The sequence below is a fragment of the Erythrobacter alti genome, assembly GCF_037996805.1.
Taxonomy (GTDB): Bacteria; Pseudomonadota; Alphaproteobacteria; order Sphingomonadales; family Sphingomonadaceae; genus Alteraurantiacibacter; species Alteraurantiacibacter alti.
Genome location: NZ_JBBNAX010000011.1, coordinates 22303 through 46254 on the forward strand (window position 1 = coordinate 22303; position 23952 = coordinate 46254).

Annotated in this window: 32 protein-coding genes and 1 pseudogene; all 33 read right to left on the reverse strand. The window is 60.5% G+C overall.

All coding sequences use genetic code 11. From position 1 onward, the window contains the following. Positions 1-13 precede the first annotated feature (13 nt). Entirely contained in the window at positions 14-598 is a 585-nt protein-coding gene (locus AAC850_RS13005; RefSeq protein ID WP_340589249.1) for a hypothetical protein, read from the reverse strand. Between the two features lie 130 nt (positions 599-728). Continuing rightward, positions 729-2873, reverse strand: a complete 2145-nt coding sequence (locus AAC850_RS13010; RefSeq protein ID WP_340589250.1) for a prolyl oligopeptidase family serine peptidase — start codon at positions 2871-2873, stop codon at positions 729-731. A 77-nt stretch (positions 2874-2950) separates the two neighbouring features. Further along, positions 2951-4336, reverse strand: a complete 1386-nt coding sequence (locus AAC850_RS13015) for a serine hydrolase domain-containing protein (protein WP_340589251.1) — start codon at positions 4334-4336, stop codon at positions 2951-2953. An 87-nt stretch (positions 4337-4423) separates the two neighbouring features. After that, positions 4424-4843: a 50S ribosomal protein L17 gene (gene rplQ / locus AAC850_RS13020; RefSeq protein WP_340589252.1), complete on the reverse strand. Its 420-nt coding sequence runs from the start codon at positions 4841-4843 to the stop codon at positions 4424-4426. A gap of 88 nt (positions 4844-4931) precedes the next feature. Then, positions 4932-5987, reverse strand: a complete 1056-nt coding sequence (locus AAC850_RS13025) for a DNA-directed RNA polymerase subunit alpha (RefSeq protein WP_340589254.1) — start codon at positions 5985-5987, stop codon at positions 4932-4934. Between the two features lie 113 nt (positions 5988-6100). Further along, positions 6101-6490, reverse strand: a complete 390-nt coding sequence (rpsK, locus tag AAC850_RS13030; protein WP_340589255.1) for a 30S ribosomal protein S11 — start codon at positions 6488-6490, stop codon at positions 6101-6103. 54 nt (positions 6491-6544) lie between these two features. After that, on the reverse strand, positions 6545-6913 hold the full coding sequence (gene rpsM / locus AAC850_RS13035; protein ID WP_340589256.1) for a 30S ribosomal protein S13: 369 nt from the start codon (positions 6911-6913) through the stop codon (positions 6545-6547). Between the two features lie 296 nt (positions 6914-7209). Then, positions 7210-7770, reverse strand: coding sequence for an SRPBCC family protein (locus AAC850_RS13040; protein WP_340589257.1), 561 nt, complete (start codon positions 7768-7770; stop codon positions 7210-7212). 39 nt (positions 7771-7809) lie between these two features. Further along, positions 7810-8460 (reverse strand): adenylate kinase, encoded by a 651-nt coding sequence (locus AAC850_RS13045; RefSeq protein ID WP_340589258.1) that lies wholly within the window; start codon positions 8458-8460, stop codon positions 7810-7812. Positions 8461-8502: 42 nt separating this feature from the next. Next, the gene (gene secY / locus AAC850_RS13050; protein WP_340589259.1) at positions 8503-9867 is read right to left on the reverse strand and encodes a preprotein translocase subunit SecY; all 1365 of its coding nucleotides are present in this window, start codon (positions 9865-9867) and stop codon (positions 8503-8505) included. 105 nt (positions 9868-9972) lie between these two features. Further along, complete coding sequence (rplO, locus tag AAC850_RS13055; protein WP_340589260.1) at positions 9973-10506, reverse strand: 50S ribosomal protein L15; 534 nt, start codon at positions 10504-10506, stop codon at positions 9973-9975. A gap of 45 nt (positions 10507-10551) precedes the next feature. Then, positions 10552-10737: a 50S ribosomal protein L30 gene (rpmD, locus tag AAC850_RS13060; protein WP_340589261.1), complete on the reverse strand. Its 186-nt coding sequence runs from the start codon at positions 10735-10737 to the stop codon at positions 10552-10554. A 5-nt stretch (positions 10738-10742) separates the two neighbouring features. Continuing rightward, positions 10743-11540 (reverse strand): 30S ribosomal protein S5, encoded by a 798-nt coding sequence (rpsE, locus tag AAC850_RS13065; protein WP_422723202.1) that lies wholly within the window; start codon positions 11538-11540, stop codon positions 10743-10745. A gap of 2 nt (positions 11541-11542) precedes the next feature. Further along, positions 11543-11887, reverse strand: coding sequence for a 50S ribosomal protein L18 (rplR, locus tag AAC850_RS13070; protein WP_340589263.1), 345 nt, complete (start codon positions 11885-11887; stop codon positions 11543-11545). A gap of 1 nt (position 11888) precedes the next feature. After that, positions 11889-12422: a 50S ribosomal protein L6 gene (gene rplF, locus AAC850_RS13075; RefSeq protein ID WP_340589264.1), complete on the reverse strand. Its 534-nt coding sequence runs from the start codon at positions 12420-12422 to the stop codon at positions 11889-11891. After that, positions 12422-12817 carry a 30S ribosomal protein S8 gene (rpsH, locus tag AAC850_RS13080; protein WP_340589266.1) on the reverse strand — a complete coding sequence of 132 codons (396 nt, stop codon included), beginning with the start codon at positions 12815-12817 and terminating at the stop codon, positions 12422-12424. The genes rplF and rpsH overlap by 1 nt, the downstream gene beginning before the upstream one ends. An 11-nt stretch (positions 12818-12828) precedes the next feature. Then, positions 12829-13134 (reverse strand): 30S ribosomal protein S14, encoded by a 306-nt coding sequence (gene rpsN / locus AAC850_RS13085; protein WP_340589267.1) that lies wholly within the window; start codon positions 13132-13134, stop codon positions 12829-12831. A 24-nt stretch (positions 13135-13158) separates the two neighbouring features. Beyond that, positions 13159-13737, reverse strand: coding sequence for a 50S ribosomal protein L5 (gene rplE / locus AAC850_RS13090; RefSeq protein ID WP_340589269.1), 579 nt, complete (start codon positions 13735-13737; stop codon positions 13159-13161). Beyond that, complete coding sequence (gene rplX / locus AAC850_RS13095) at positions 13730-14050, reverse strand: 50S ribosomal protein L24 (protein WP_340589270.1); 321 nt, start codon at positions 14048-14050, stop codon at positions 13730-13732. The genes rplE and rplX overlap by 8 nt, the downstream gene beginning before the upstream one ends. Next, positions 14050-14418 (reverse strand): 50S ribosomal protein L14, encoded by a 369-nt coding sequence (gene rplN, locus AAC850_RS13100; protein ID WP_340589271.1) that lies wholly within the window; start codon positions 14416-14418, stop codon positions 14050-14052. The genes rplX and rplN overlap by 1 nt, the downstream gene beginning before the upstream one ends. A gap of 190 nt (positions 14419-14608) precedes the next feature. After that, positions 14609-14890, reverse strand: a pseudogene (gene rpsQ / locus AAC850_RS13105) (30S ribosomal protein S17); the annotation flags it as partial. Positions 14891-14900: 10 nt separating this feature from the next. Next, positions 14901-15113 (reverse strand): 50S ribosomal protein L29, encoded by a 213-nt coding sequence (gene rpmC / locus AAC850_RS13110; protein WP_340589273.1) that lies wholly within the window; start codon positions 15111-15113, stop codon positions 14901-14903. After that, the gene (gene rplP, locus AAC850_RS13115) at positions 15113-15550 is read right to left on the reverse strand and encodes a 50S ribosomal protein L16 (protein WP_340589274.1); all 438 of its coding nucleotides are present in this window, start codon (positions 15548-15550) and stop codon (positions 15113-15115) included. Before rplP ends, rpmC begins: the two co-directional genes overlap by 1 nt. Positions 15551-15564: 14 nt before the next feature. Beyond that, positions 15565-16260 (reverse strand): 30S ribosomal protein S3, encoded by a 696-nt coding sequence (gene rpsC / locus AAC850_RS13120; protein ID WP_340589275.1) that lies wholly within the window; start codon positions 16258-16260, stop codon positions 15565-15567. A gap of 1 nt (position 16261) precedes the next feature. After that, positions 16262-16639, reverse strand: a complete 378-nt coding sequence (rplV, locus tag AAC850_RS13125; protein WP_340589277.1) for a 50S ribosomal protein L22 — start codon at positions 16637-16639, stop codon at positions 16262-16264. Continuing rightward, positions 16639-16914, reverse strand: coding sequence for a 30S ribosomal protein S19 (gene rpsS / locus AAC850_RS13130; protein WP_340589278.1), 276 nt, complete (start codon positions 16912-16914; stop codon positions 16639-16641). The genes rplV and rpsS overlap by 1 nt, the downstream gene beginning before the upstream one ends. Positions 16915-16920: 6 nt before the next feature. Then, complete coding sequence (rplB, locus tag AAC850_RS13135; RefSeq protein ID WP_340589279.1) at positions 16921-17757, reverse strand: 50S ribosomal protein L2; 837 nt, start codon at positions 17755-17757, stop codon at positions 16921-16923. 4 nt (positions 17758-17761) lie between these two features. After that, positions 17762-18073 (reverse strand): 50S ribosomal protein L23, encoded by a 312-nt coding sequence (locus AAC850_RS13140; protein WP_340589282.1) that lies wholly within the window; start codon positions 18071-18073, stop codon positions 17762-17764. Next, positions 18066-18689: a 50S ribosomal protein L4 gene (gene rplD, locus AAC850_RS13145; RefSeq protein ID WP_340589283.1), complete on the reverse strand. Its 624-nt coding sequence runs from the start codon at positions 18687-18689 to the stop codon at positions 18066-18068. The genes AAC850_RS13140 and rplD overlap by 8 nt, the downstream gene beginning before the upstream one ends. A 5-nt stretch (positions 18690-18694) precedes the next feature. Next, a complete protein-coding gene (rplC, locus tag AAC850_RS13150; protein WP_340589285.1) occupies positions 18695-19567 on the reverse strand; it encodes a 50S ribosomal protein L3 in 873 nt (290 codons plus the stop codon). A 259-nt stretch (positions 19568-19826) separates the two neighbouring features. Beyond that, complete coding sequence (rpsJ, locus tag AAC850_RS13155; protein WP_340589287.1) at positions 19827-20138, reverse strand: 30S ribosomal protein S10; 312 nt, start codon at positions 20136-20138, stop codon at positions 19827-19829. Positions 20139-20475: 337 nt separating this feature from the next. Further along, entirely contained in the window at positions 20476-21666 is a 1191-nt protein-coding gene (gene tuf / locus AAC850_RS13160; RefSeq protein WP_340589288.1) for an elongation factor Tu, read from the reverse strand. 94 nt (positions 21667-21760) lie between these two features. Beyond that, entirely contained in the window at positions 21761-23857 is a 2097-nt protein-coding gene (fusA, locus tag AAC850_RS13165) for an elongation factor G (protein WP_340589289.1), read from the reverse strand. Positions 23858-23952: the final 95 nt, after the last annotated feature.

The window sequence follows — 23952 nt, forward strand, 5'->3', positions numbered from 1 at the left end:
TTCCTAGGTGACCTTAGAGGCCACGGATGCCGCTGAAGTCGATGTCGACAACCCGCCCGTTGCGAACGTCACATTCGAAGCGGCCTTCATCCCAGCCGTTGTTGCGATAGCCACGACGGTAGTCGTTACGATAGCCACGGCTGCGATAATTGTCGCGAACTGCGATCCGGCCCTTCACTTCGAAGCCGTTACGTTCACGATCAACGTCGCGAATTTCGTAAACTTCGGCGCGCGATCCGGTGTAACGCTGGGCAGTCCGTTCTGCCGCGCGGACACATGCTTCTACAGCACTGCGCGCATTGTAACGGCCATAGCCATTGCGATTGCGGTTGTTGCGATAGTCACCGCGATAATCGCGATAATTGCGGTCGCGATAGCGGCGATCGTCGTAACGATCATTGTCACGCGATGAGAGGATAGCGGCAAGGCCGCCGAGGATTACGGCACCGGCGATAACTTCGCCTGCCGAAATGCCATCATCATGGCGGTCGCGATAGCGATCCTGAGCGGCTGCAGGCGATGCTGCTGTGAGCGCCATTGCGCCAGCCGCGACGGTGGCGAATGAACCCTTGGCCAGGGCTTTGGTCATGGTCTTCATGGGGCTTCTCCTTCCGAAGCGGGTAGCGGAATTGCCACCTGATAAGAGGGTTCTACCCGAGTCGGAGTGAGTTGAGCCTGAACTTGCGTGTTAGGAAATATTCAGGAAAGTACGCACTTTCCTGAATAACTCATTCTGCGACTTGCAGACCCGTCCAATATCCCAAAAAGCTCAGTATATCAGCTGCTTCTGCGATAGCCTTGTCTGTCGGTTTGCCCGATCCATGGCCCGCACGCGTCTCGATCCGGATCAGTTGTGGACGATCTCCAAGCTCTGCCTTCTGAAGCGCGGCGGTGTATTTGAAGCTGTGCCCCGGCACCACACGGTCATCGGTGTCTGCGGTCGTGACCAGCAAGGCCGGATAAGCCGTTTCGCGCTGGATGTTGTGATACGGCGAGTACTCTCGCAGGATACGCCAGTCTTCCTCGCGGTCGGGATAGCCGTAGTCATCGACCCAATACCGCCCGGCGGTCCACTGGTTGAAGCGCAGCATGTCCATCACGCCCACAGCCGCGTTGCCGGCAGCAAACAGGTCAGGACGCTGGTTGACCACCGCACCGACCAGCAGGCCGCCGTTGGAGCCGCCCTGGATCGCAAGGCCATCCTCGGGCGTGACGCCTTCGGCAATCAGATATTCGCCCGCGGCGATGAAATCATCGAACACGTTCTGCTTGTTCGCGCGGCGACCGCCATCGTGCCATGCCTTGCCATATTCGCCGCCGCCACGGATGTTGGCGACTACATAGGCACCGCCAGCCTCGACCCACGCAAGGCGACTGGCCGAAAAGCCGGGAGTGAGCGAAACATCGAAGCCGCCATAGCCGTAGAGCAAGGTCGGCACTGCCTCCCCGCTTTCAGCGACATCGGCGCGGCGCACGATGAACATCGGCACCCGCGTGCCATCCTTGCTTTCGTAGAAACGCTGCTCGACCGCGAAATCTTCGGGCGAGAAGCTGACGTCGGGTGCAGCAAACACCGTGCTCTCGCCCGTCGTCACATCGTAGCGATAGATCGTGCTGGGACGGTTGAAGCTGGAGAAGTTGTAGAATGTCTCCGCATTGTCCGGGCTGCCGCCAAAGCCGCCCGCGCTGCCGATCCCGGCAAATTCGATCTCGCGCACCATCTCGCCGCCGAGCGTGTAGACATAGGCGCTGGAGGAGGCGTCCTCGAGATATTCTAGCACCAGATGACCACCGATGATCGATGCATCGGCAGTCGGCTGGTCGCGCTCCGGAATGACGACGGTCCAGCCATCCTGCGGATTGTCCATGTCGATAGAGACCACACGGTACCTCGGCGCGGCATCATTGGTTACGAAGAACAGCCGTGAGCCGACGCTCTCGATCATGCTCCAGCTGTTTTCGAAGCCGGTCACAAGCGGGCGCGCCTGCCAACCAAGCGTATCGCGCGCTTCGAGGTCGATCATGTGCACTTCGTAACGCGCATCGGTGCCGGTGGAGGAAGTGACGATCGCCCAGCGGCCATCATCGCTGGTGCCTGCGGTATGGTTTCGCTCCGGATGGTCCGGAGTCGCGTAAACGAGCTGGTCGTCCGCCTGATCGGTGCCGAGAGCGTGGTAGTAGACCGCCTGGTTGGTGTTGAGCGCCTGGAAATCCTCACCCTCTTCGGGTTCTGGAAAGCGCGAATAGAGAAAACCTTCCTCACCCACCCAGGCCAGGCCGGAAAACTTCACCCAGCGGATTTCGCCGCCGACATGCTCGCCGGTTTCGACATCCATGACGCGCACTATGCGCCAGTCGGTGCCGCCATCCTGAACGCTGTACAGCAGCTTGGAGCCATCGGGTGATGGCACCCAGCCGCCAAGTGCGGTTGCACCATCGTCAGCCCATTCATTCGGATCGATCAGCAGGCGCGGTTCGCCATCGAGCCCGTCGCGCACATAGAGCGGCGACTGATTCTGGAGGCCCGAATTGCGGTTGTAAAAATAGCGATTGCCGCGCGCCACGGGGACCGAGAAACGCTCGTAATCGGTCAATTCGCCAATGCGGCCCGCAAACCAGTCCCGCGCGGGGAGATCTTCGAGATAGGCATCGGTGACGGCATTCTGCCGCTCGACCCAATCGGCCACTTCTTCATTGTTGCGCACATCGTCTTCAAGCCAGCGATAGGGGTCAGCCACCTCTTCGCCAAAAATTGTCTCGACCACGTCTCCGCGGCGGGTCTCGGGATAGTCGGGAGCTGTCATGTCCTGCGCGTTAGCGGGAATGGCAATTGTGGCAAGCAGCGAGGCTGCTGCGATAGCTGTGCGATTCATGCGACCTCTGAATTAGTGTTCGGAGTGATCGTATGTAGTTGGCAATGAAACCAGTCGGATGCAAGGTGGGCGTTCGGCTATTCTTCCAGCGCCGCCAACACATCGCGGGTGAAGGCCTCGATATCGAAGCCGCTGCCGCCCGCCGGATCCTCTCCGCGCCGCACGATCACGACATCGCGGCTGGGGATGACCACGATATACTGCCCGCGATTGCCTCGCGCCGCGAAGGCATCCTCGGGAATGCCCTCCATCCCGCGCATGGTCCACCAGCCCGCACCATAGCCCCAGCGGCCTTCGGGCTGCGGGCCGGAAGGATCGGAGACGTATTGCACCCAGCCCTCGGGCAAGATGCGCGTGCCATCTGGCAGAACACCGTCGTCGAGGTAAAGCTGGCCGAGCCGCGCAAGATCGCCTGCGGTGGACCACACCTGACTGGAGAGAATGTAATTGCCTTGCCAGTCGGTCTCGGCAACTGTCGCGTCCATCCCGACTAGCTCGAACAGTTTTGCGGGCGGATGCGCTTCGAACGTGTGTTCGATTGCTTGAACCGCAGCAAGGGTATCGTTGTTGGCATAGCGAAAAACAGTTCCCGGCTCGTTAATCAGCGGCCAGTCGACGGCGACCTCGTCAACGGTCGCCCCGCCAAAATAGAGCGGATCGGTGCGGTTGCCCGGCGTATCGGAATAGCGTCCGGTCGCCATCCGCAGAGCCTGGTCAATCGTGATCACGCGCCGCGGGTCGTCATCGCCTGCGCCAAGGCCCGCGCTTGCGGAAACATCGATATCGCCCCGCTGCACCGCCGCGCCCACGAGAGTGGCTGCAATGCTCTTGGCGACCGACCACGTGCGTTGCGGCGTCGACACCACATTAGGGAAATCGCTAACTGATAGGGACACGAGATCGCGCCCAGACGCCCTGACGATCACCGCGGTCGTCCGCGTATTCGCACCATAGCTGGAACCGTCGAAGGCGGTGTGCCCGACGTCATGGAGCGGTCCTGCGGTCAACGGATGACTCGCGTAAATTATCGTCGCCTGTTCGGTATCAGACTGCCAGTCACTTGTCGGCTCGGCTGCCCCGATCGGTAATCCCACGCAGCCACGTCCGGGATCGTGATGCGCGAAACGCGGTGCGACCGTGTCGCTCCACGTGACTGACACAAGGCTGATTTGACCGTCTCGAGCCCGCACGATCTGGAAGGGGAGTTCGGCGATAATGGCGTCCAGCGGCGACTGGATCCCGGTGAGCTCCCATTCCATCACGCTCTCAGGCGTACGAGTCCCGCCGTTACGCTCCGCATTGGCAATCGCACTGCAGAGGAATAGCGCCTTGTATCCGGCGGCGAGCGCGCGGTCGTAACGGGCATCGAGTTCGCTTTGCGAAGTAGATTGCGCGGTTGCGGGATTGGCGAAAAGCAACCCAGCGGTTGATAGTGCGGCTGCGAGCATTGTGGTGCGGATCATGGCGCGCACTGTGCCACTTTCAGCACAAAAGAAAAGGGCCGCCGGATCGCACCGACAGCCCTTTATTTGTCTCTTCAAACGAGGCGCTTACGCGTCTTCGTATTCGTCCTCGGTCATCACCGGGCCGCTGTCCTGACCCTTGGCGTCTTCGTCACGGTCGACGAATTCGATATAGGCAATCGCGGCAGCGTCGCTGGCGCGGTAACCGGCCTTGATGATGCGGGTGTAGCCACCTTCGCGGTCGGCAAAACGCTCTGCCAGGACCTCGAACAGCTTCTTTTCCTGTGCTTCGTCCATCAGGCGGCTATGCGCGAGACGACGGTTCGACAGGCCGCCACGCTTGGCGAGCGTGATCAGCTTTTCGACATAGGGACGAATTTCCTTCGCCTTGGCGGTGGTGGTGAGGATCTGCTCGTGCTTGATCAGCGCAGCAGCCATGTTGCGGAACATGGCGGTGCGGTGCTGGGACTTGCGGCTGAGCTTGCGGCCTTTGATACCGTGACGCATTTTCTCTTACTCCAGTTCGTTATGGGCCCGTATGAGGTTGCCCGTAGCAGGCCGGAAAAAGGGGTCCGGCCCATGCCCCGTGTGGCAATTAGCCGAGCAGTTCCTGCTCGAGCTTCTTGGCCATTTCTTCGATGTTTTCCGGAGGCCAGCCAGGAATGTCCATGCCGAGGCGCAGACCCATGCTGGAAAGCACTTCCTTGATCTCGTTGAGCGACTTGCGGCCGAAGTTCGGCGTGCGCAGCATCTCGGCTTCGGTCTTCTGGACCAGGTCGCCGATGTAGATGATGTTGTCGTTCTTGAGGCAATTGGCCGAACGCACCGACAGTTCCAGCTCGTCGACCTTCTTGAGAAGGTAGCGGTTGAGCTGGTTGGTGTCGCTTTCCTGCGGTTCTGCTGCAACGCCGATCATCTGGCCCTGCGGCTGCGGGATGCCGTCTTCGAAGTGGACGAACAGCGTCAGCTGGTCCTGCAGGATGCGCGCCGCATAAGCGATGGCATCTTCAGGAGTAACGGTGCCGTCGGTTTCGATGGTCAGGCTCAGCTTGTCGAAGTCGAGCTCCTGGCCAACACGGGCGTTCTCGACCTTGTAGCTGACCTGCTTGATCGGCGAGTAGAGGCTGTCGATCGGAATAAGGCCGATCGGCGCGTCTGCCGGACGGTTCGACACGGCAGGCGAATAGCCCTTGCCGGTGTCGGCGGTCAGTTCCATGTTGAGCGTGGCGCCTTCGTCGAGGTGGCACAGCACGAGATCCTTGTTGAGGATTTCGATGTCGCCGGACACGGCGATGTCGCCGGCCTTCACGTCACCCGGACCGGTTGCGGAAAGCTGCAGGCGCTTGGGGCCTTCGCCTTCCATCTTGAGCGCGATCTGCTTCACGTTGAGCACGATGTCGGTGACGTCTTCACGCACACCGGCAAGGCTGCTGAATTCGTGCAGCACGTTCTCGATCTTGATCGAGGTGATCGCCGCGCCCTGCAGGCTGGCGAGAAGCACGCGGCGCAGCGCGTTGCCGAGCGTCAGGCCATAGCCGCGCTCGAGCGGTTCGGCGATGAAGGTCGCCTTGCGCTTCTTGTCGGTGCCTTCCTTGACGTCGAGAGTGTTGGGCTTCTTCAGTTCCTGCCAGTTCTTAGTATTGACGGACATGGACTTCCCCTAAAGGTATATAATGGCGCAAAAGTCGCGGGGTGCTGGAACCGCCGCGACCGATGCGAATGACTGGTTGTGCGAGGACCGGATGCCCTCGCGGCAGGCTTCGATCAGACGCGACGACGCTTTGAAGGTCGCACGCCGTTATGTGGTATCGGCGTTACGTCGCGGATGCTGGTGATGTTGAAACCAACGGCCTGCAGTGCCCGCAGCGCGCTTTCGCGGCCCGAACCCGGACCCTTGATTTCGACTTCCAGCGTACGCACGCCGTGTTCGGCAGCTTTCTTGCCGGCATCGTCTGCAGCGACCTGCGCGGCATAGGGTGTCGACTTGCGGCTGCCCTTGAACCCCATCATGCCCGCGCTGGACCAGCTGATAGCATTGCCCTGTGCATCGGTGATGGTGATCATGGTGTTGTTGAAGCTCGCATTGACGTGCGCGACGCCACTGGAGATGTTCTTTTTGTCGCGGCGCCTTACTCGGCCTGGTTCGCGTGCCATTTTCTATATTCCTCGTATCTCGAAAGAAGGAAAAGCTGCGGGGCTTGCCCCGGCTTACTTCTTCTTGCCGGCGATCGGCTTGGCCTTACCCTTGCGGGTACGGGCGTTGGTGTGGGTGCGCTGACCGCGGACCGGGAGGCCCTTACGGTGACGCAGGCCACGATAGCAGGCGAGGTCCATCAGGCGCTTGATGTTCATCGCGGTGTCACGACGAAGGTCGCCTTCCACGGTAAGATCAGCGTCGATGGTTTCACGGATCTGCACGACTTCGCCATCGGTCAGGTCCTGCACGCGGCGGGCGTGATCGATGCCGAGCTTGTCGACAATCTTGCGGGCCGTGGTCGGTCCGATTCCGTGAATATAGGTGAGCGCGACAATCACGCGTTTGTTGGTGGGGATGTTTACCCCGGCAATACGAGCCACTTAGTTCTCCATGCTCCACAGAGGATTTGCCGGACCCGAAATACGGGGAGCGCGCCTCTATCTCATAGCGGTTGCGTTTCGCCCCAAGCTGGGAATTGAAAAACCAAGGCTCGCGTGAAAGCTGCCCTGAATCGGTCAAGTCTTTGCAAATGGACGATTGGAAGGCGCAGATAGGGTGATTCCCCCTCTACGTCAACAGGCGAAAGCGAGCCAGCGGTCACCCGCTGCCCGTTCCCGGTTCTTCCCGTTCTGTGATCAGCCTATAGCGCGCATGGCCGTGCTAGTCAAAACGGGCGTTAACCTTCGGCGCCTTCTCCGGCTACAGCGCCGCCCAAACGATCGACCAGGCCGCCGAGAAATTCAGCCTGCACGTTATCCACAACCGGCCCGAATTGCCCGACCGGAAAGCGCGCTTCGCCGCCGGTGATATAGTCCCAGGTGATGCGCGTTCCCGCCTCTTCCTCGGCTAACGTCACCGTAAGCGTGCCGACCAGCCCTTCGGACTGCAGCGGCCCGAGCGAGCCCGACATGCGCAAGAGCGATCCGGGCATGACCATGAGCACGCGCATATGCTCGACCGAGCCAGCGGGCCAGCCATCGGTGGCCGGCACGGTCTCGCAAAAGCAGCCCCCTGCCCGCGCATCCAAACGGAGGTTGGCGGAATCATCCGACCAGGTATGGGTCCACCAGGCTTCGGGGTGAATGAGCTCGCGCCAGACCTGTGCGCGGTCGGCAGCGACAACCACGCTGTGGGTGCTGGCAAACCCGCCGTGTTCGGATTCAACGATTTCGGCTGACGCCGGCAACGCGGCAAGCATCACGAGACACGCGGTCGCGGTGGTCATTAGGCGCTTCATATTCACTCCCCTTCTTCAGGAGGAGGGATAACCGCGCCTTCAGGCGGAAGCCAAGACCTTCTCGATCGCGGTGGTCACGTCATCGATGGCCGCCATGCCGTCCACCCGCTGCACGATGCCGCGCGCGTCGTAGATCGGCAGGATCGGCGCGGTCTTGGCGCGATATTCGTTCATGCGCGTGCGCACGGTATCTTCGGTGTCATCGGCACGGCGCTTGAATTCGGTCGAGCCGCACTTGTCGCACACGCCCTCTTTCGCAGGCAGCTTGTGACGGTCGTGATAGCCTTCGCCGCAATTTGCACAGGTGAAGCGGCCAGTGACACGGTCGACCAGCGCTTCCTCATCGACAACCAGTTCGATTACGTGATCGAGCTTGCGGTCATGCTTGGCGAGAATGTCGTCGAGCGAGTGTGCCTGGGCTTCGGTGCGCGGGTATCCATCGAAGATCGCGCCGACCTCATCACCCATGTCCGCCAGCTTTGCATCAATCATCGCCGAGACGATTTCGTCCGACACCAGCTCGCCTGCGTCCATCACAGCGGCAACGCGGCGGCCAAGTTCGGTATCGGCCTTGCGCGTTTCGCGGAGCATGTCTCCGGTCGAAAGCTGCAGCATACCGTGATGTTCTACCAGCAAATTGGCCTGCGTGCCCTTGCCCGCGCCCGGAGGCCCCAGGAGAATGATGTTCATGACTGCAGCGAATCCCCGTCCAATTGAAGCCCTGACGCTAGCCTAGCGATTGCGGCCCTTCAACTTAGCCTTTTTGATGAGATCGCCATACTGGTGCGCAAGAAGATGCGACTGGATCTGGCTGATCGTATCCACGGTCACGTTCACCACAATCAGCAGGCTGGTACCGCCCAGGAAGATCGGAATGCCCGTTTGCGCAATGCCCCATTCGGGAATGACGCAGACCAGTGTCAGGTAGATCGCACCGACCACGGTGATACGCGACAGGACGTAATCGATGTACTCGGCCGTGCGTTTGCCCGGACGGATGCCCGGAATGAAGCCACCCTGCTTCTTCAAGTTCTCTGCCGTATCTTCCGGATTGAAGACAACCGCGGTGTAGAAGAAGCAGAAGAAAATGATGCCTGCAGCGTAGAGCAGCATGTACAGCGGCTGCCCGTGCGCCAGATACTGGTTGAGCGACTGGATAAAGCTGCCCGACGAACTGGTCGTATCGATGGAATTGCCGGCGAACTGCGTGATCGTGAGCGGCAGCAGCAACAGCGAACTGGCGAAGATCGGCGGAATAACACCAGCAGTGTTGAGCTTGAGCGGCAGGTGCGAGCGGTCTGCCTGCATACCGCCGCGCTGCTGGGCGCGCTTGGGATACTGGATCAGCAGGCGGCGCTGGGCGCGCTCGACAAAGCAGATTACCAGGATCAGGCCGATGATCATGACCAGCATTCCGCCGATCACGATGCCGCTGATCGAGCCGGAGCGACCGCCTTCGAACAGGTTGACCGCAAAGGTCGGGAACTGGGCAACGATACCCGCCATGATGATGAGCGATACGCCGTTACCGATGCCGCGGCTCGTCACCTGTTCACCCAGCCACAGCAGGAACATGGTTCCGCCGACAAGGTTGATGACGGTCACGACGCGGAACATAATGCCGGGGTCGACAACCGCTTGCAGGCCGCTCTGCGCGCCGTAGGCTTCCAGCCCGCTGGCAAGGAACCAGCCCTGGATCGCGCACAGGAACACGGTGCCGTAGCGGGTGTACTGGTTGAGCTTCTTGCGTCCGGCCTCGCCTTCCTTCTTCAGCGCCATCAGGCTGGGATGCAGCGATGACGCGAGCTGGATAACGATAGAGGCGGTGATGTAGGGCATCACACCAAGCGCGATAAGGCTCATCCGCTCCAGCGAGCCGCCGGAGAACATGTTGAACATGTCAAGGATGCCGCCGCGGGTGGTGTCGTAAAGCGTTTCCAGAACCATCGGGTTCACGCCGGGAAGCGGAACGAAGCTGAGGAAACGGAAGACGATCAGTGCACCGATGGTGAACCAGATACGCTGCTTCAGCTCGGTCGCCTTGCTGAAATTGGCGAGACTGAGCGTGCTTGCAATATTATCGGCGCGGGATGACATTTGAAGCCTTAATCCTGGTCATGATGCCGGACCCTCCCGGCTCAGGGGAGCTAGATAGGGAGGCGCGGGGCCGATGTCGAACCCGCGCCTCTAAATTCTACCAGCTTATTTAGCCTTCTTGGCCTTGGCCGCTGTGTTGGCTTCGCGACGAGCAGTCTTCTTTTCGTGCTCGGACGGGCCGCGATCGATGACTTCGACCTTGCCGCCAGCCTTTTCGACAGCAGCAACCGCACCCTTGGAGGCACCGGCAACGCTGAAGTTGAGCTTGGCAGAGATTTCACCCTTGCCGAGCAGTCGTACGCCGTCCTTGCCGCCACGGGCGACACCCGCAGCCTTCAGGGCTGCGTGATCGACCGTCTTCTTGGCGTCGAGCTTCTTGTCGTCGACGAGGCGCTGGATCTGGCCGAGGTTCACCTCTGCATAGTCCTTGCCGAACGGGTTGTTGAAGCCACGCTTCGGAAGGCGCATGTGAAGGGGCATTTGGCCGCCTTCGAAGCCCTTGATGGCTACGCCCGAGCGGCTCTTCTGGCCCTTCTGGCCACGGCCAGCGGTCTTGCCCTTGCCCGAACCGATACCACGGCCCACGCGGGTACGCTCTTTACGGGCACCCGGATTGTCACGAATTTCGTTAAGTTTCATATCTTGCACTCGCTTTCGCTGTTTTCGCGCTGAGAAAACCGTCGATTAGTCGACGATCTCCACCATATGCGGCACCTTCTTGAGGGCGCCGCGCACTTCGGGGGTGTCCTGCAGTTCAACGACCTTGTGCATCTTGTTCAGCCCGAGGCCGATCAGGATCTGGCGTTGAATCTTGGGACGGCGGATCGGCGAACCGATCTGCTTAAGCTTGATGGTTTTCTTGGCAGCCATCGTAATTACTCCGTCAGAGCCGCAGCGTCAGCTTCGGCCTCTACTTCGCTCGCACCACCACGGCCAAGCAGGTCAGCGACCTTCTTGCCGCGACGCTGGGCAACCGACTTCGGCGAAGACTGGTTGGTCAGGCCATCGAAAGTGGCGCGGATCATGTTATAGGGGTTGGACGTACCGACCGACTTGGTCACAACGTCCGCCACGCCAAGCGCTTCGAAAACAGCACGCATCGGGCCACCGGCGATGATACCGGTACCGGCCGGAGCCGAACGGACAACCACGCGGCCTGCGCCGAAATGGCCGGTGCCATCATGGTGCAGCGTGCGGCCTTCCTTGAGCGGAACGCGGATCATCTTCTTCTTCGCAGCGGCGGTAGCCTTGTTGATGGCTTCCGGCACTTCGCGAGCCTTGCCGTGGCCGAAGCCAACGCGGCCCTTGCCGTCACCCACCACGACCAGCGCGGCGAAACCGAAGCGCTTACCGCCCTTCACAACCTTGGCAACGCGGTTGATATGGACGAGCTTTTCGATCAGCTCTTCGCCATCATCGTCTCCGCGACCACCACGGCGATCATCACGACCGCCACGGCCACGACCGCGGCCACCGCCACGATTGTCGTCACGGCCACGTCCGCCGCCACCACGGCCACCGCGAGTACGCGGCTGCCCTTCGGCACCCTGCGCAGGCGACTGGTTTTCAGCCGCTTCGCTGGTTGTCGTCGTCGGCGTCGGGGTCGAGCCTTCGATGTTCTGCTCGACCTGGTCGGCCGGCTTGGTTTCTTCGTTCTTGGTTTCGTCAGCCATCATCAGAACTCCAGCCCGCCTTCGCGGGCGGCATCGGCCAGCGCCTTGACGCGACCATGGAACAGGAACCCGCCGCGATCGAACACGACAGTCTTCACGCCGGCCTTCTTGGCGGCTGCGGCAATATCCGAACCCACCTTGGCGGCGGCATCGACATTGGCACCCGAAGACTTCACACCAAGAGTATTGGCGGCTGCAACGGTGCGGCCATCCTTGTCATCGATGATCTGCGCATAGATGTGCTTGCCGGTGCGGTGCACCGACAGGCGGGGCTTGTCGCCGGAACGCTTGCGGAGTGCGGTGCGCACCCGGCGGCGGCGGCGTTCAAAGAGAGAGAGCTTTGCCATCTTACTTCTTCTTCCCTTCCTTGCGGAAGATGTACTCGCCGCGATACTTCACGCCCTTGCCCTTGTAAGGCTCGGGCTTGCGCCATTCGCGGATCTCGGCAGCGAACTGCCCGACCTTCTGCTTATCGATGCCCGAAATCTCGACCGTGGTCTGATCGGGCGTCTTGACTTCGAGACCTTCCGGCACATCGAGATCGATGTCGTGGCTGAAACCGAGCTGCAGCTTGAGCTTCTTGCCCTGCGCCTGTGCACGGTAACCAACGCCGTTGATCTCGAGGACCTTGGTGAAACCTTCGGTCACACCGTCAACCAGGTTCTGCACCAGCGTACGCTGCATGCCCCAGAACTGGCGAGCCTGCTTGGTCTTGTTGATCGGGTTGACCTGGATTTCGCCTTCAACGACCTTGTAGTCGATGAGTTCGAACATGCTCATCGTGAGTTCGCCCTTGGGGCCCTTCACGCTCAGCACGCCATTTTCGGTCTTGGCGGTAACGCCAGCGGGCAATGCCACCGGCCTTTTTCCGATGCGGCTCATCAGAACACCTCCGCAAGCACTTCGCCGCCGACGTTCTCGGTGCGGGCTTCGTTGTCCGAAAGCACGCCCTTGGGGGTCGAGACGATGGTGATGCCAAGGCCGTTGCGAACCACCGGAAGCTCCTGGCTTCCCGAGTAGATCCGGCGACCCGGCTTGGAGACACGGGCGAGATGCTTGATCGCAGGCTCGCCTTCGAAATACTTCAGTTCAATCCGCAACGCAGGGTGCTGGCCCGTAGCGTCTTCGCTATAGCCACGGATGTAGCCTTCGCGCTGGAGCACTTCGAGAACATTGGCACGCAGCTTGGAAGCGGGCGAAAGGACGGAATCCTTCTTCGCCTGCTGGCCATTGCGGATACGGGTGAGCATATCACCCAGGGGATCGGTCATCGGCATAGTCTAGATCCTCACCAGCTCGACTTGGTCACGCCCGGGATCAGGCCCTTGTTGGCCAGATCGCGGAGTTCGATGCGGTTAAGCCCGAACTTGCGGTAGTAGCCGCGCGGGCGGCCGGTGGTGTTGCAGCGGTTGCGCACCCGGGTCGGGTTCGCGTTGCGCGGGATTTCAGCCATCTTCAGGCGTGCGATCAGACGCTCTGAATCGTCGAGCGATTCATCGTCCGCAATAGCCTTCAGCTTGGCATACTTGCCTGCGTACTTCTTGACGAGCTGCTTGCGCTTCTCGTTCTTGTTTATGGAACTCAGTTTCGCCATTGGACTTAAGCTCTCCTGCGCCGCTTACGCGGCCTCTTTTTCTTCGGCGTTTTCGGCCGGGAACGGGAAACCGAACAGGCGCAGCAATTCGCGGGCCTCTTCGTCGGTTTTTGCGGTGGTGGTCACGATGATATCCATCCCGCGCACCTTTTCGATCTTGTCGTAGCTGATCTCCGGAAAGATGATCTGCTCCTTGATGCCCATGGCGTAATTGCCCTGGCCATCAAACGACTTGGGATTGAGACCACGGAAGTCGCGAATACGCGGCATCGCGATGGTCACGAGGCGATCGAGAAATTCGTACATACGGTCACGACGCAAGGTTACCTTGGCACCGATCGGCATGCCTTCACGCAGCTTGAACTGCGCGATCGACTTCTTCGCCTTGGTAATCACCGGCTTCTGGCCAGCGATCGCTTCCATTTCCTCAGCAGCCGTCTGGACCTTCTTCTTGTCCTGGCTGGCCTCGCCCACACCCATGTTGAGCGTGATCTTGGCAATCTGCGGCACTTGCATGCGGTTGGCGTAACCGAACTTGTCGGTCATGGCCTTGACGATTTCGTCCGCATACTTCTGCTTCATGCGGGGCGTATAATCAGCCATCGATAGTCTCCCCGGATTTCACGGCAACGCGCACCTTCTTGCCGTCCTTTTCTTCGAAACGGACGCGGGTGGGCTTGCCGTCCTTCGGATCGGCGATTGCGACCTTGCCAAGCTGCATCGGCGCAGGAATGCGATCGATGCCGCCCTGCGGATTGGCCTGGCTCGGCTTGCGGTGGCGGGTCATCACGTTGACGCCTTCGACGAGCACGAGGCCGGCCTTCGGCATAACCTGCTGGACAGTGCCGGTCTGGCCCTTGTCCTTGCCCGAGAGCACTACGACAGTGTCACCCTTCTTGATCTTTGCGGCAGCCATCACAGCACCTCCGGAGCGAGCGAGATGATCTTCATGAAGCCCTTGCCGCGCAGTTCGCGCACGACCGGGCCAAAGATACGCGTGCCGATCGGCTCTTCGCTCTTGTTCACGAGAACCGCGGCGTTGCCGTCAAAGCGGATCACGCTACCGTCAGGACGACGAACGTCCTTGCGGGTGCGCACGATCACCGCACGGTGAACGTCGCCCTTTTTGACCTTCGCACGCGGCTGGGCTTCCTTGACGGAAACCACGATCACGTCCCCGACACTCGCGGTCCGGCGCTTCGAGCCACCCAGTACCTTAATGCACTGGACGCGCTTGGCGCCGCTGTTGTCCGCAACGTCGAGATTGGATTGCATCTGGATCATCGATCCGGTTCCTTCTCATTGGCTTTCCGAGACTTGGCCGAAACCCGCCCGGAAGTTCCTAACGTCTGCCCCTGCAAAGCAGCGGCGGGATTGCTTACTCGGCTTCCGCCGCTTCCTTGTCGGCGTCCGCCTTCTTGGCCGAAGCCTTCTTTGCAGCAGCCTGCTTCTCTTCCGGAGCGCCGGTCGGCGTGGCTTCGGCGACATCGAGGTCTGCGGCAACAGCCACACCCTTGCTTGCCACCAAGCGGTCGATCACGTTCCACGTCTTGGTCTTGGAGATCGGTTTGGTCTCCTCGATCCGGACGGTGTCGCCCACGGTGTATTCATTCGCTTCGTCGTGAGCGTGATACTTCTTCGAACGACGAATGATCTTCCCGTACAGCGGGTGCTTCACGCGGCGTTCGACCTTCACGGTCACGGTCTTGTCGGTCTTGTCGGAGACGACAGTTCCGGTCAGGATACGTTTCGGCATGGTCTTTTCCTTACGCCTCGGCGCCCGCAGCAGCAGCCGCGCGCTCGTTCTGCAGCGTCTTGATCTGCGCAATTTCACGACGGACCTGCTTGACCCGGGCAGCGCCCTCAAGCTGGTTTGTCGCGGCCTGGAAACGCAGGTTGAACTGCTCTTTCTTCAGCATGACGAGCTGCTCGGCGAGCTGGTCGTCAGTCTTCGTACGAAGGTCTTCTATCTTCGCCATTACTTGGTTCCTCCAAGATGCGAGGTATCGCCCATACGCGCGATGACCTTGGTCTTGATCGGCAACTTCATCGCGGCGCGGCTGAAGGCTTCGGCGGCCAGTGGGCCGGGAACACCATCAAGCTCGAACAGCACACGACCCGGCTTTACGCGGGCGGCCCAGAATTCGACCGATCCCTTGCCCTTACCCTGACGCACTTCGGCAGGCTTTTTCGACACCGGCACATCGGGGAACACGCGGATCCACAGACGGCCCTGACGGCGAATGTGACGCGTGATCGCACGACGCGCAGCTTCGATCTGGCGCGCGGTGATACGTTCGGGTTCCAGGGCCTTGAGGCCGTAGGAGCCGAAATTCAGATCCGTACCGCCCTTGGCCTTGCCATGGATCTTGCCCTTGAAGGCTTTACGGTACTTGGTTTTCTTCGGTTGCAGCATGTTATCTACTCACCTCAACGTGCGGGGCGGACGCCGGACGTCTGCGATTCCATCATCAGACGATCCTGCGAGGTCGGGTCGTGACCCAGAATCTCGCCCTTGAAGACCCACACCTTGATGCCGATGATGCCATAGGCGGTCAGCGCCTCGGCTTCAGCGTAATCAATGTTGGCGCGCAAGGTGTGCAGCGGCACACGGCCTTCGCGGTACTGTTCGACACGTGCGATTTCGGCACCGCCAAGACGGCCGCCACACATGATCTTGATGCCTTCGGCACCAAGGCGCATGGCCGACTGCATGGCGCGCTTCATGGCGCGGCGGAAAGCGACACGGCGAATCAGCTGGTCGGCGATGCCCTGGGCGACGAGCTTGGCGTCGATTTCCGGCTTGCGGATTTCGACGATGTTCAGCTTCACTTCGCTGTCGGTCATCGTGGCCAGCTTGGCGCGCAGCTTTTCGATGTCTGCACCCTTCTTGCCGATGATGACGCCGGGACGCGCAGCATAGATCGAAACGCGGCACAGCTTGGCCGGACGTTCGATCACCACCTTCGAAATCGCGGCCTGCGGCAGCGAACCGACGATGTACTTGCGGATCTCGATGTCTTCCTTGAGCAGCTTGGCGTATTCGCCGCCTTCGGCGTACCACCGGCTGTCCCAGGTGCGGTTGATCTGCAGGCGCAGACCGATCGGATTGCTCTTGTGACCCATCTTACGCCTCTTCCTGCTCGCGAACGACGATCCGCAGCCGACTGAACGGCTTGAGGATGCGCGTGGACTTGCCACGGCCGCGCGTTGCGAACCGCTTCATGGTGACAGACTTGCCGACACTAGCCTCGGCAACGACGAGAGCGTCGACGTCGAGGTCGTGGTTGTTTTCCGCATTGGCGATCGCTGATGCGAGAACCTTGGTCGCGTCACGTGCCATGGCCCGCTTCGAGAAGGAGAGGATGTTCAGTGCCTCTTCAGCCTTCTTGCCGCGGATCAGCGCAGCAACCAGGTTGAGCTTCTGCGCGGAGCCACGGATCGTGGTGCCAACGGCCATCGCTTCGTTATCAGCGACGCGGCGGGGAGATTTCGCCTTGCCCATTATCGCTTACCCTTCTTGTCGGCAGCATGGCCCGGGAAGCTGCGTGTGGGCGCGAATTCGCCGAGCTTGTGCCCAACCATTTCCTCGCTCACCGAGACCGGGATAAACTTGTGACCATTGTAGACGCTGAACGTCAGGCCGACGAAATCCGGAAGGATCGTCGAACGACGCGACCAGGTCTTGATCGGCTTGTTGCTGTTTGCTTCCTGTGCGTCCTGCGCCTTCTTCAGAAGGTGCAGATCGACAAACGGACCTTTCCAGACGGAACGTGCCATCGTGCCTTACCTCTTCTTCTTCGCGTGACGCGAACGGATAATCATCTTGTCCGTCTGCTTGTTCTTGCGGGTGCGGGCACCCTTGGTCGGCTTGCCCCACGGGGTAACCGGATGACGGCCACCGCTGGTGCGGCCTTCACCACCACCATGCGGGTGATCGACCGGGTTCTTGGCGACACCACGCGTCAGCGGCTTGATGCCCATGTGACGGCGGCGACCGGCCTTGCCCAGGTTCTGGTTCTGGTTGTCGGGGTTCGAAACCGCGCCAACCGTGCCCATGCAATCGGCACGCAGGTAACGCTGCTCGCCGCTGTTGAGGCGAACGATCACCATGCCGCGGTCACGACCGACGAGCTGCACATAGGTGCCTGCCGAACGTGCGATCTGGCCACCCTTGCCCGGCTTCATCTCCACGTTGTGGATGATGGTGCCGACCGGCATCTGACCCAGCAACATGGCGTTGCCCGGCTTGGTGTCGGTCTTCTCGCCAGCGATGACCTTGTCACCGGGAGCAAGACGGTTGGGAGCGATGATGTAGGACAGTTCGCCGTCCTCATACTTGATCAGCGCGATGAAAGCGGTGCGGTTGGGATCGTATTCGATCCGCTCCACGGTAGCTTCCATGTCCCACTTGCGACGCTTGAAGTCGATGAAGCGGTACTTCTGCTTGTTACCGCCGCCCTTGCCGCGCGAAGTGATGTGGCCCTTGTTGTTACGGCCACCGGTCTTGGTGATGCCCTTGGACAGCGACTTGACCGGACCACCCTTGTGGAGGCCGGTCTTGTCGACCAGGACGAGGCCACGGCGCGCCGGGCTTGTCGGTTTATAGTTCTTCAGTGCCATCGGATCAGCCCAGTTGCTCTGTGACGTCTACACTCTGGCCTTCGGCCAGGGTCACGATCGCCTTCTTGAAGTCGGAACGCTTGTAGGGCTTACCCTTCCAGCGCTTCGACTTACCCTTGGTCAGGATCGTGTTCACTTTCATGACCTTCACGTCGAACAGTGCCTCTACCGCAGACTTGATCTGCGGCTTGGTGGCATCGTTCGCGACCTTGAAGACCACGGCGTTGTTTTCGCTCAGCAACGTCGCCTTTTCGGTGATGTGCGGGGCGAGGATCACGTCGTAGTGACGCGAATCAATTCCTTGCTTCTTAGCCATTGAAACGCGCCTCCAGCTTTTCGACCGCGTCCTTGGTCAGGACCAGCGTATCGTGATTGAGGATGTCGTAAACGTTGGCGCCGATCGCTGGCAGCACGTTGACACCGGGCAGATTGCCCGCAGCCTTCGCGAAGCTGTCGGTCACGGCTTCACCGTCGATTACCAGCACCTTGCCGTTCCAGCCATTCTTGTCGAAGTGGCCTTTGAGCGCCTTGGTCTTGGCATCCTTCACATCAAGGCTGTCGACGATCACGAGACCGTCCTTCGCCTTGCTGCTCAGGGCCATCTTGAGACCGAGTGCACGGATCTTCTTGTTCAGCGACTGCTCGAAGTCACGCTTGCGCGCACCGTGAGCCTTACCACCGCCGATGAAGATCGGAGCCGAGCGAGCACCGTGGCGAGCGCCGCCGGAACCCTTCTGCTTGCCCCACTTCTTGCCGGTACGGGCAACGTCGGAACGCTCACGCGTCGGGCGAGCCGTGGCGCGGCGGTTTTCCAACTGCCACGTTACGACACGATGCAGGATGTCGGCACGCGGCTCGACACCGAACACGGCATCATCGAGCGTCACGTCACCGGCAGCCTTGCCGTCGATTTTCTGGACCTTCACCTTCATGGCGATCAGCCTTCCTCGTTCTTGGCGTCTGCTTCGCCGCCTGCAGCGCCGGTATCGGCACCACCTTCGGTTTCAGCGCCAGCTTCTTGCTCTTTCGCCAGCTTTTCCTGCGTGGCGGCATCGACTGCGGGGTTCACCTCGTGCTCCGCCGCGCTCTCGACCAGGCCGGGAGCTGCATCTTCGGTGGCGGTTTCGTCGGCGTTGCGACGCATTGCACCGGGGAACGGCACGCCGTCTGGAAGCGCGACCTTTACCGAGTCCTTGACCAGCAGCCAGCCATTCTTCGAACCGGGGACAGAGCCCTTCACGAAGATCAGGCCGCGGTCGGCATCGGTGCGCACAACTTCCAGGTTCTGCTGGGTGCGCTGACGGTCGCCCATGTGGCCGGCCATCTTCTTATTCTTGAATACTTTGCCCGGGTCCTGGCGGTTACCGGTCGAGCCGTGCGAACGGTGAGAGATCGAAACACCGTGCGTAGCGCGCAGACCGCCGAAGCCCCAGCGCTTCATCGCACCGGCAAAGCCCTTACCCACGGTGTGACCCGTGATGTCGACCTTCTGGCCAGCAATGAAGTGATCGGCCGTAATCGTCGCGCCGACGGGAAGAAGACCTTCCTCGTCCGCCACGCGGAATTCGGCGACCTTCTGCTTCAGACCAACTTCAGCCTTGGCGAATGCTTCGCGCTGCGGCTTGTTGACGTTCTTGTGCTTCGCATCTCCGGCGCCAAGCTGCACCGAGAAATAGCCGTCGCGGTCGGCTGTGCGGTTTCCGGTGACCTGACACCCTTCCAGCGACAGAACGGTCACGGGAACGTGACGTCCATCCTCCTGGAACAGGCGGGTCATCCCGACTTTTTTCGCGATCACGCCAGTGCGCATGACCAAACTCCTTACAGAGGCACAAGGGGACCATTCCCCAGGTGCATGCAGCCCAAGTTTTCGAAACGTCGCCCCGTCCGGGCTGTAATGCTCCTGCAGCAAGGCTGCGAGAGCGAGACGGGGGACGCGGCCCGGATGGATCCGGCGGTATCCCTATGTCTTGCCGATTGCCCGATTTCTCCGGCTATTCGGCGGGGCCATATGGAGCCCCGAAACTCTCTGGCGGTTTAAGGTCCCTCCAGAAGGACCGGTGCAGCGCTTAAGCGAGCTTAATTTCCACGTTCACGCCAGCAGCAAGATCGAGCTTCATCAGCGCGTCGACCGTCTGGGCGTTGGGCTGCACGATATCGAGCAACCGCTTGTAGGTGCGCACCTCGAACTGCTCGCGCGACTTCTTGTCGATGTGCGGGCCGCGGTTCACGGTGAACTTCTCAATGCGCGTCGGCATGGGAATCGGACCACGAATGAGCGCGCCGGTACGGCGTGCGGTTTCCGCAATCTCACCAGTCGCCTGGTCGAGCACGCGGTGATCGAAGGCCTTGAGGCGAATGCGAATATTCTGTGCGTCCATGATTCCAACTACCGATGCGAAAGAGCCAAGGGGCCTAAACCCCCAAAAACAAAAAGGCCCGCCCCGCGTAACCCGGTTTCCCGGAACGGGCGGCCTTCCCGTAAAATTCGTTGCGAGCGAGACGAATCTCCCTCTGTCTGGACGCGCATATACGGGCGAGATGACGAACTGACAACCCCCGAAATCGGCCAATTTGCCGTAAGCGGGATTTGCGTGCGACGAAGCGACCAATGGCCGGCCTCACCCGAAGGCATGTGCCTCCATAAAAAGGGCCCGGCACTCACTGGGAGTACCGGGCCGCTTTTGTCATCCGTTCGCGCCTTGTGGCGCGGCGGAATTACTTGGTGATTTTCGAAACCACGCCCGAGCCGACCGTACGGCCGCCTTCACGGATAGCGAAGCGCAGGCCTTCGTCCATGGCGATCGGAGCGATCAGCTTCACGCCGATCGAAACGTTGTCGCCCGGCATGACCATTTCGGTGCCCTCGGGGAGGACAACTTCACCGGTCACGTCGGTGGTGCGGAAGTAGAACTGCGGACGGTAGTTGGCGAAGAACGGCGTGTGACGGCCACCTTCGTCCTTCGACAGAACGTAGACTTCGGCGTCGAAGTCGGTGTGCGGCGTAACCGAACCCGGCTTTGCGAGAACCTGGCCACGCTCGACTTCTTCACGGCCAACGCCGCGGATCAGGGCGCCGATGTTGTCGCCAGCCTGGCCCGAGTCGAGCAGCTTGCGGAACATTTCAACACCGGTCACGGTCGTCTTGGTGGTGTCCTTGATGCCGACGATTTCGACTTCGTCGCCAACGTTCACAACGCCGGTTTCAACACGGCCGGTCACAACCGTACCACGACCCGAGATCGAGAACACGTCTTCGATCGGCATCAGGAAGGGCTGGTCAACCGGACGGTCGGGCTGCGGGATGTGCTCGTCAACGGCAGCCATCAGCTCGAGGATCGAGTTCTTGCCGATTTCATCGTCACGACCTTCGAGAGCGGCCAGGGCCGAACCCTTTACGATGGCGATGTTGTCGCCGTCGAAGCCGTACTCGGTGAGCAGTTCGCGGACTTCCAGTTCGACGAGTTCGAGGATTTCCTCGTCGTCAACCTGGTCGACCTTGTTCATGTAAACGACCAGAGCCGGAACGCCGACCTGACGCGAGAGCAGGATGTGCTCGCGGGTCTGCGGCATGGGGCCGTCAGCAGCGTTCACAACCAGGATCGCGCCGTCCATCTGGGCGGCACCGGTGATCATGTTCTTCACATAGTCAGCGTGGCCCGGGCAGTCGACGTGCGCATAGTGACGCGCACCGGTTTCGTATTCGACGTGTGCGGTCGAGATGGTGATCCCGCGCTCACGCTCTTCCGGAGCCTTGTCGATGTTTGCGAAATCGATAGCAGCACCGCCATGTTCTTCAGCCATCACCTTGGTGATTGCTGCAGTCAGCGTGGTCTTGCCGTGGTCGACGTGACCAATGGTGCCGATGTTGCAGTGCGGCTTGTTCCGCTGGAATTTTTCCTTCGCCATTTTCTCTTATTAACCTCTGTCTAAAATGAAAGTTCTGCGGGGAGAGAGTCGGCACCCGCTGAAACAGGCGCCGCCCCTAGCTGTATCGCTCGCCTTAGGCAAGCTTCTCCTTGACCTCTTGTGCCACGCTGGCCGGAACTTCGTCGTAGTGGCTGAACTGCATCGTGTACTGAGCACGGCCCTGACTGAAGGACCGCAGCTCGTTCACATAGCCGAACATGTTGGCCAGCGGAACGAATGCTTCGACCGCCGTAGCAATACCGCGCGTGTCGGTGCCCTGGATCTGGCCACGACGCGAATTGAGGTCGCCGATGACATCGCCGAGATAGTCTTCGGGAGTCACAACCTCGACCTTCATCACCGGCTCCAGCAGTTTGATGCCGGCGCGCTCGGCCGCTTCGCGCATCGCGCCACGACCGGTGATTTCGAAAGCCACCGTGCTCGAGTCGACGTCATGGTACTTGCCGTCGATCAGGCGGATCGTGAAGTCGATGATCGGGAAGCCGATCAGGTGACCACTTTCAGCCTGCTCGCGCATGCCCTTTTCAACCGACGGGATATATTCGCGCGGAATGTTACCGCCCTTGATCTCGTCTTCGAAAATGACGCCCTGGCCACGCTCGCCCGGCGAGACAACGACCTTGGCTTCACCGAACTGACCCGAACCACCCGACTGCTTCTTGTGGGTGTAAGTCACTTCGACTTCACGGCCGAGCGACTCGCGGTAAGCCACCTGCGGCGCACCGACATTGGCTTCGACCTTGAATTCGCGCTTCATGCGATCAACGAGGATGTCGAGGTGAAGTTCACCCATACCCTTGATGATCGTCTGGCCCGATTCGTGATCCGTGGTGACGCGGAACGAGGGATCCTCGGCAGCCAGGCGGTTGAGCGCAACGCCCATCTTTTCCTGGTCGGCCTTGGTCTTGGGTTCCACCGACAATTCGATAACCGGATCCGGGAATTCCATCCGTTCCAGAATGATCGGGTGAGCCGGATCGCACAGCGTGTCACCGGTCGTGGTTTCCTTCAGACCGGCAATGGCCACGATGTCACCAGCAAACGCTTCATCAATGTCTTCGCGGTTGTTGGAGTGCATCAGCAGCATGCGGCCGATCTTTTCCTTCTTGTCCTTCACCGAGTTCAGGACGCCGCCCTTGGACAGCTTGCCCGAATAGATGCGGGTAAAGGTGAGCGAGCCGACGAACGGATCGTTCATGATCTTGAAGGCCAGTGCGGAGAACGGCTCGTTGTCGCTCGACGGACGGGTTTCTTCCTTGTCCTCGTCGCCGGGAACAACGCCCTTGATCGCCGCAACATCGGTCGGGGCGGGCATGTAATCGACAACAGCGTCAAGCAAAGGCTGTACGCCCTTGTTCTTGAAGGCCGAACCACACAGAACCGGCACGAAAGCCTGCTCCATGGTGCCCTTGCGGATCAAACGCTTGAGCGTGGCTGCATCGGGGAGGTCGCCTTCAAGATAGGCTTCCATCACGTCATCATCGAGTTCGACGACGGTTTCGATCAGCTGTTCGCGATATTCGGCCGCCTTGTCCGCAAGATCGGCGGGGATGTCGACATAGTTGAACGTCGCGCCCAGACCGTCATTTTCCCAGACGATACCGCGATTGTTGACGAGATCGACAACGCCCTGCAGGTCGGCTTCCATGCCGATCGGCAGGTAGAGCACCAGCGGCTTCGCACCGAGACGATCGATGATCGACTGTACGCAGTAGTAGAAGTCGGCACCGGTACGGTCCAACTTGTTGATGAAGCACATACGGGGGACTTTATACTTGTCCGCCTGGCGCCATACGGTTTCGGACTGCGGCTCCACACCTGCGACACCGTCGAACACGGCGACGGCGCCATCGAGTACGCGCAGCGAGCGTTCGACTTCAATGGTGAAGTCGACGTGGCCGGGCGTGTCGATGATGTTGATCCGGTGCTTGGGGCCTTCGCCATCCTCGGCCGACCAGAACGTGGTCGTCGCGGCGGACGTGATGGTGATCCCGCGCTCCTGCTCCTGCTCCATCCAGTCCATCGTCGCGGCACCATCGTGCACTTCGCCGATCTTGTAGGACTTGCCGGTGTAATACAGAATACGTTCTGTCGTAGTGGTCTTGCCGGCATCGATGTGAGCCATGATGCCGATGTTGCGGTAACGCTCCAGCGGATATTCGCGGGCCATGTGGAATTCCTCGTAAGGTTCGGGAAGCGAACTTCGTCGCGTCCCATGTAGTAACTTATCCGGTCACTTGAAGACCGGAGCACCCTGCCCCGGCC

Excerpts from the sequence above, each read along its gene's own strand:
- AAC850_RS13005 (WP_340589249.1), bottom strand. The coding sequence starts at position 598 with ATGAAGACCATGACCAAAGCCCTGGCCAAGGGTTCATTCGCCACCGTC.
- AAC850_RS13010 (WP_340589250.1), bottom strand. The coding sequence starts at position 2,873 with ATGAATCGCACAGCTATCGCAGCAGCCTCGCTGCTTGCCACAATTGCC.
- AAC850_RS13015 (WP_340589251.1), bottom strand. The coding sequence starts at position 4,336 with ATGATCCGCACCACAATGCTCGCAGCCGCACTATCAACCGCTGGGTTG.
- rplQ (WP_340589252.1), bottom strand. The coding sequence starts at position 4,843 with ATGCGTCACGGTATCAAAGGCCGCAAGCTCAGCCGCAAGTCCCAGCAC.
- AAC850_RS13025 (WP_340589254.1), bottom strand. The coding sequence starts at position 5,987 with ATGTCCGTCAATACTAAGAACTGGCAGGAACTGAAGAAGCCCAACACT.
- rpsK (WP_340589255.1), bottom strand. The coding sequence starts at position 6,490 with ATGGCACGCGAACCAGGCCGAGTAAGGCGCCGCGACAAAAAGAACATC.
- AAC850_RS13040 (WP_340589257.1), bottom strand. The coding sequence starts at position 7,770 with ATGAAGCGCCTAATGACCACCGCGACCGCGTGTCTCGTGATGCTTGCC.
- AAC850_RS13045 (WP_340589258.1), bottom strand. The coding sequence starts at position 8,460 with ATGAACATCATTCTCCTGGGGCCTCCGGGCGCGGGCAAGGGCACGCAG.
- secY (WP_340589259.1), bottom strand. The coding sequence starts at position 9,867 with ATGTCATCCCGCGCCGATAATATTGCAAGCACGCTCAGTCTCGCCAAT.
- rplO (WP_340589260.1), bottom strand. The coding sequence starts at position 10,506 with ATGAAACTTAACGAAATTCGTGACAATCCGGGTGCCCGTAAAGAGCGT.
- rpmD (WP_340589261.1), bottom strand. The coding sequence starts at position 10,737 with ATGGCTGCCAAGAAAACCATCAAGCTTAAGCAGATCGGTTCGCCGATC.
- rpsE (WP_422723202.1), bottom strand. The coding sequence starts at position 11,540 with ATGGCTGACGAAACCAAGAACGAAGAAACCAAGCCGGCCGACCAGGTC.
- rplR (WP_340589263.1), bottom strand. The coding sequence starts at position 11,887 with ATGGCAAAGCTCTCTCTCTTTGAACGCCGCCGCCGCCGGGTGCGCACC.
- rplF (WP_340589264.1), bottom strand. The coding sequence starts at position 12,422 with ATGAGCCGCATCGGAAAAAGGCCGGTGGCATTGCCCGCTGGCGTTACC.
- rpsH (WP_340589266.1), bottom strand. The coding sequence starts at position 12,817 with ATGCCGATGACCGATCCCCTGGGTGATATGCTCACCCGTATCCGCAAT.
- rpsN (WP_340589267.1), bottom strand. The coding sequence starts at position 13,134 with ATGGCGAAACTGAGTTCCATAAACAAGAACGAGAAGCGCAAGCAGCTC.
- rplE (WP_340589269.1), bottom strand. The coding sequence starts at position 13,737 with ATGGCTGATTATACGCCCCGCATGAAGCAGAAGTATGCGGACGAAATC.
- rplX (WP_340589270.1), bottom strand. The coding sequence starts at position 14,050 with ATGGCTGCCGCAAAGATCAAGAAGGGTGACACTGTCGTAGTGCTCTCG.
- rplN (WP_340589271.1), bottom strand. The coding sequence starts at position 14,418 with ATGATCCAGATGCAATCCAATCTCGACGTTGCGGACAACAGCGGCGCC.
- rpmC (WP_340589273.1), bottom strand. The coding sequence starts at position 15,113 with ATGGCGAAGATAGAAGACCTTCGTACGAAGACTGACGACCAGCTCGCC.
- rplP (WP_340589274.1), bottom strand. The coding sequence starts at position 15,550 with ATGCTGCAACCGAAGAAAACCAAGTACCGTAAAGCCTTCAAGGGCAAG.
- rpsC (WP_340589275.1), bottom strand. The coding sequence starts at position 16,260 with ATGGGTCACAAGAGCAATCCGATCGGTCTGCGCCTGCAGATCAACCGC.
- rplV (WP_340589277.1), bottom strand. The coding sequence starts at position 16,639 with ATGGGCAAGGCGAAATCTCCCCGCCGCGTCGCTGATAACGAAGCGATG.
- rpsS (WP_340589278.1), bottom strand. The coding sequence starts at position 16,914 with ATGGCACGTTCCGTCTGGAAAGGTCCGTTTGTCGATCTGCACCTTCTG.
- rplB (WP_340589279.1), bottom strand. The coding sequence starts at position 17,757 with ATGGCACTGAAGAACTATAAACCGACAAGCCCGGCGCGCCGTGGCCTC.
- AAC850_RS13140 (WP_340589282.1), bottom strand. The coding sequence starts at position 18,073 with ATGGCTAAGAAGCAAGGAATTGATTCGCGTCACTACGACGTGATCCTC.
- rplD (WP_340589283.1), bottom strand. The coding sequence starts at position 18,689 with ATGAAGGTGAAGGTCCAGAAAATCGACGGCAAGGCTGCCGGTGACGTG.
- rplC (WP_340589285.1), bottom strand. The coding sequence starts at position 19,567 with ATGCGCACTGGCGTGATCGCGAAAAAAGTCGGGATGACCCGCCTGTTC.
- rpsJ (WP_340589287.1), bottom strand. The coding sequence starts at position 20,138 with ATGGACGCACAGAATATTCGCATTCGCCTCAAGGCCTTCGATCACCGC.
- tuf (WP_340589288.1), bottom strand. The coding sequence starts at position 21,666 with ATGGCGAAGGAAAAATTCCAGCGGAACAAGCCGCACTGCAACATCGGC.
- fusA (WP_340589289.1), bottom strand. The coding sequence starts at position 23,857 with ATGGCCCGCGAATATCCGCTGGAGCGTTACCGCAACATCGGCATCATG.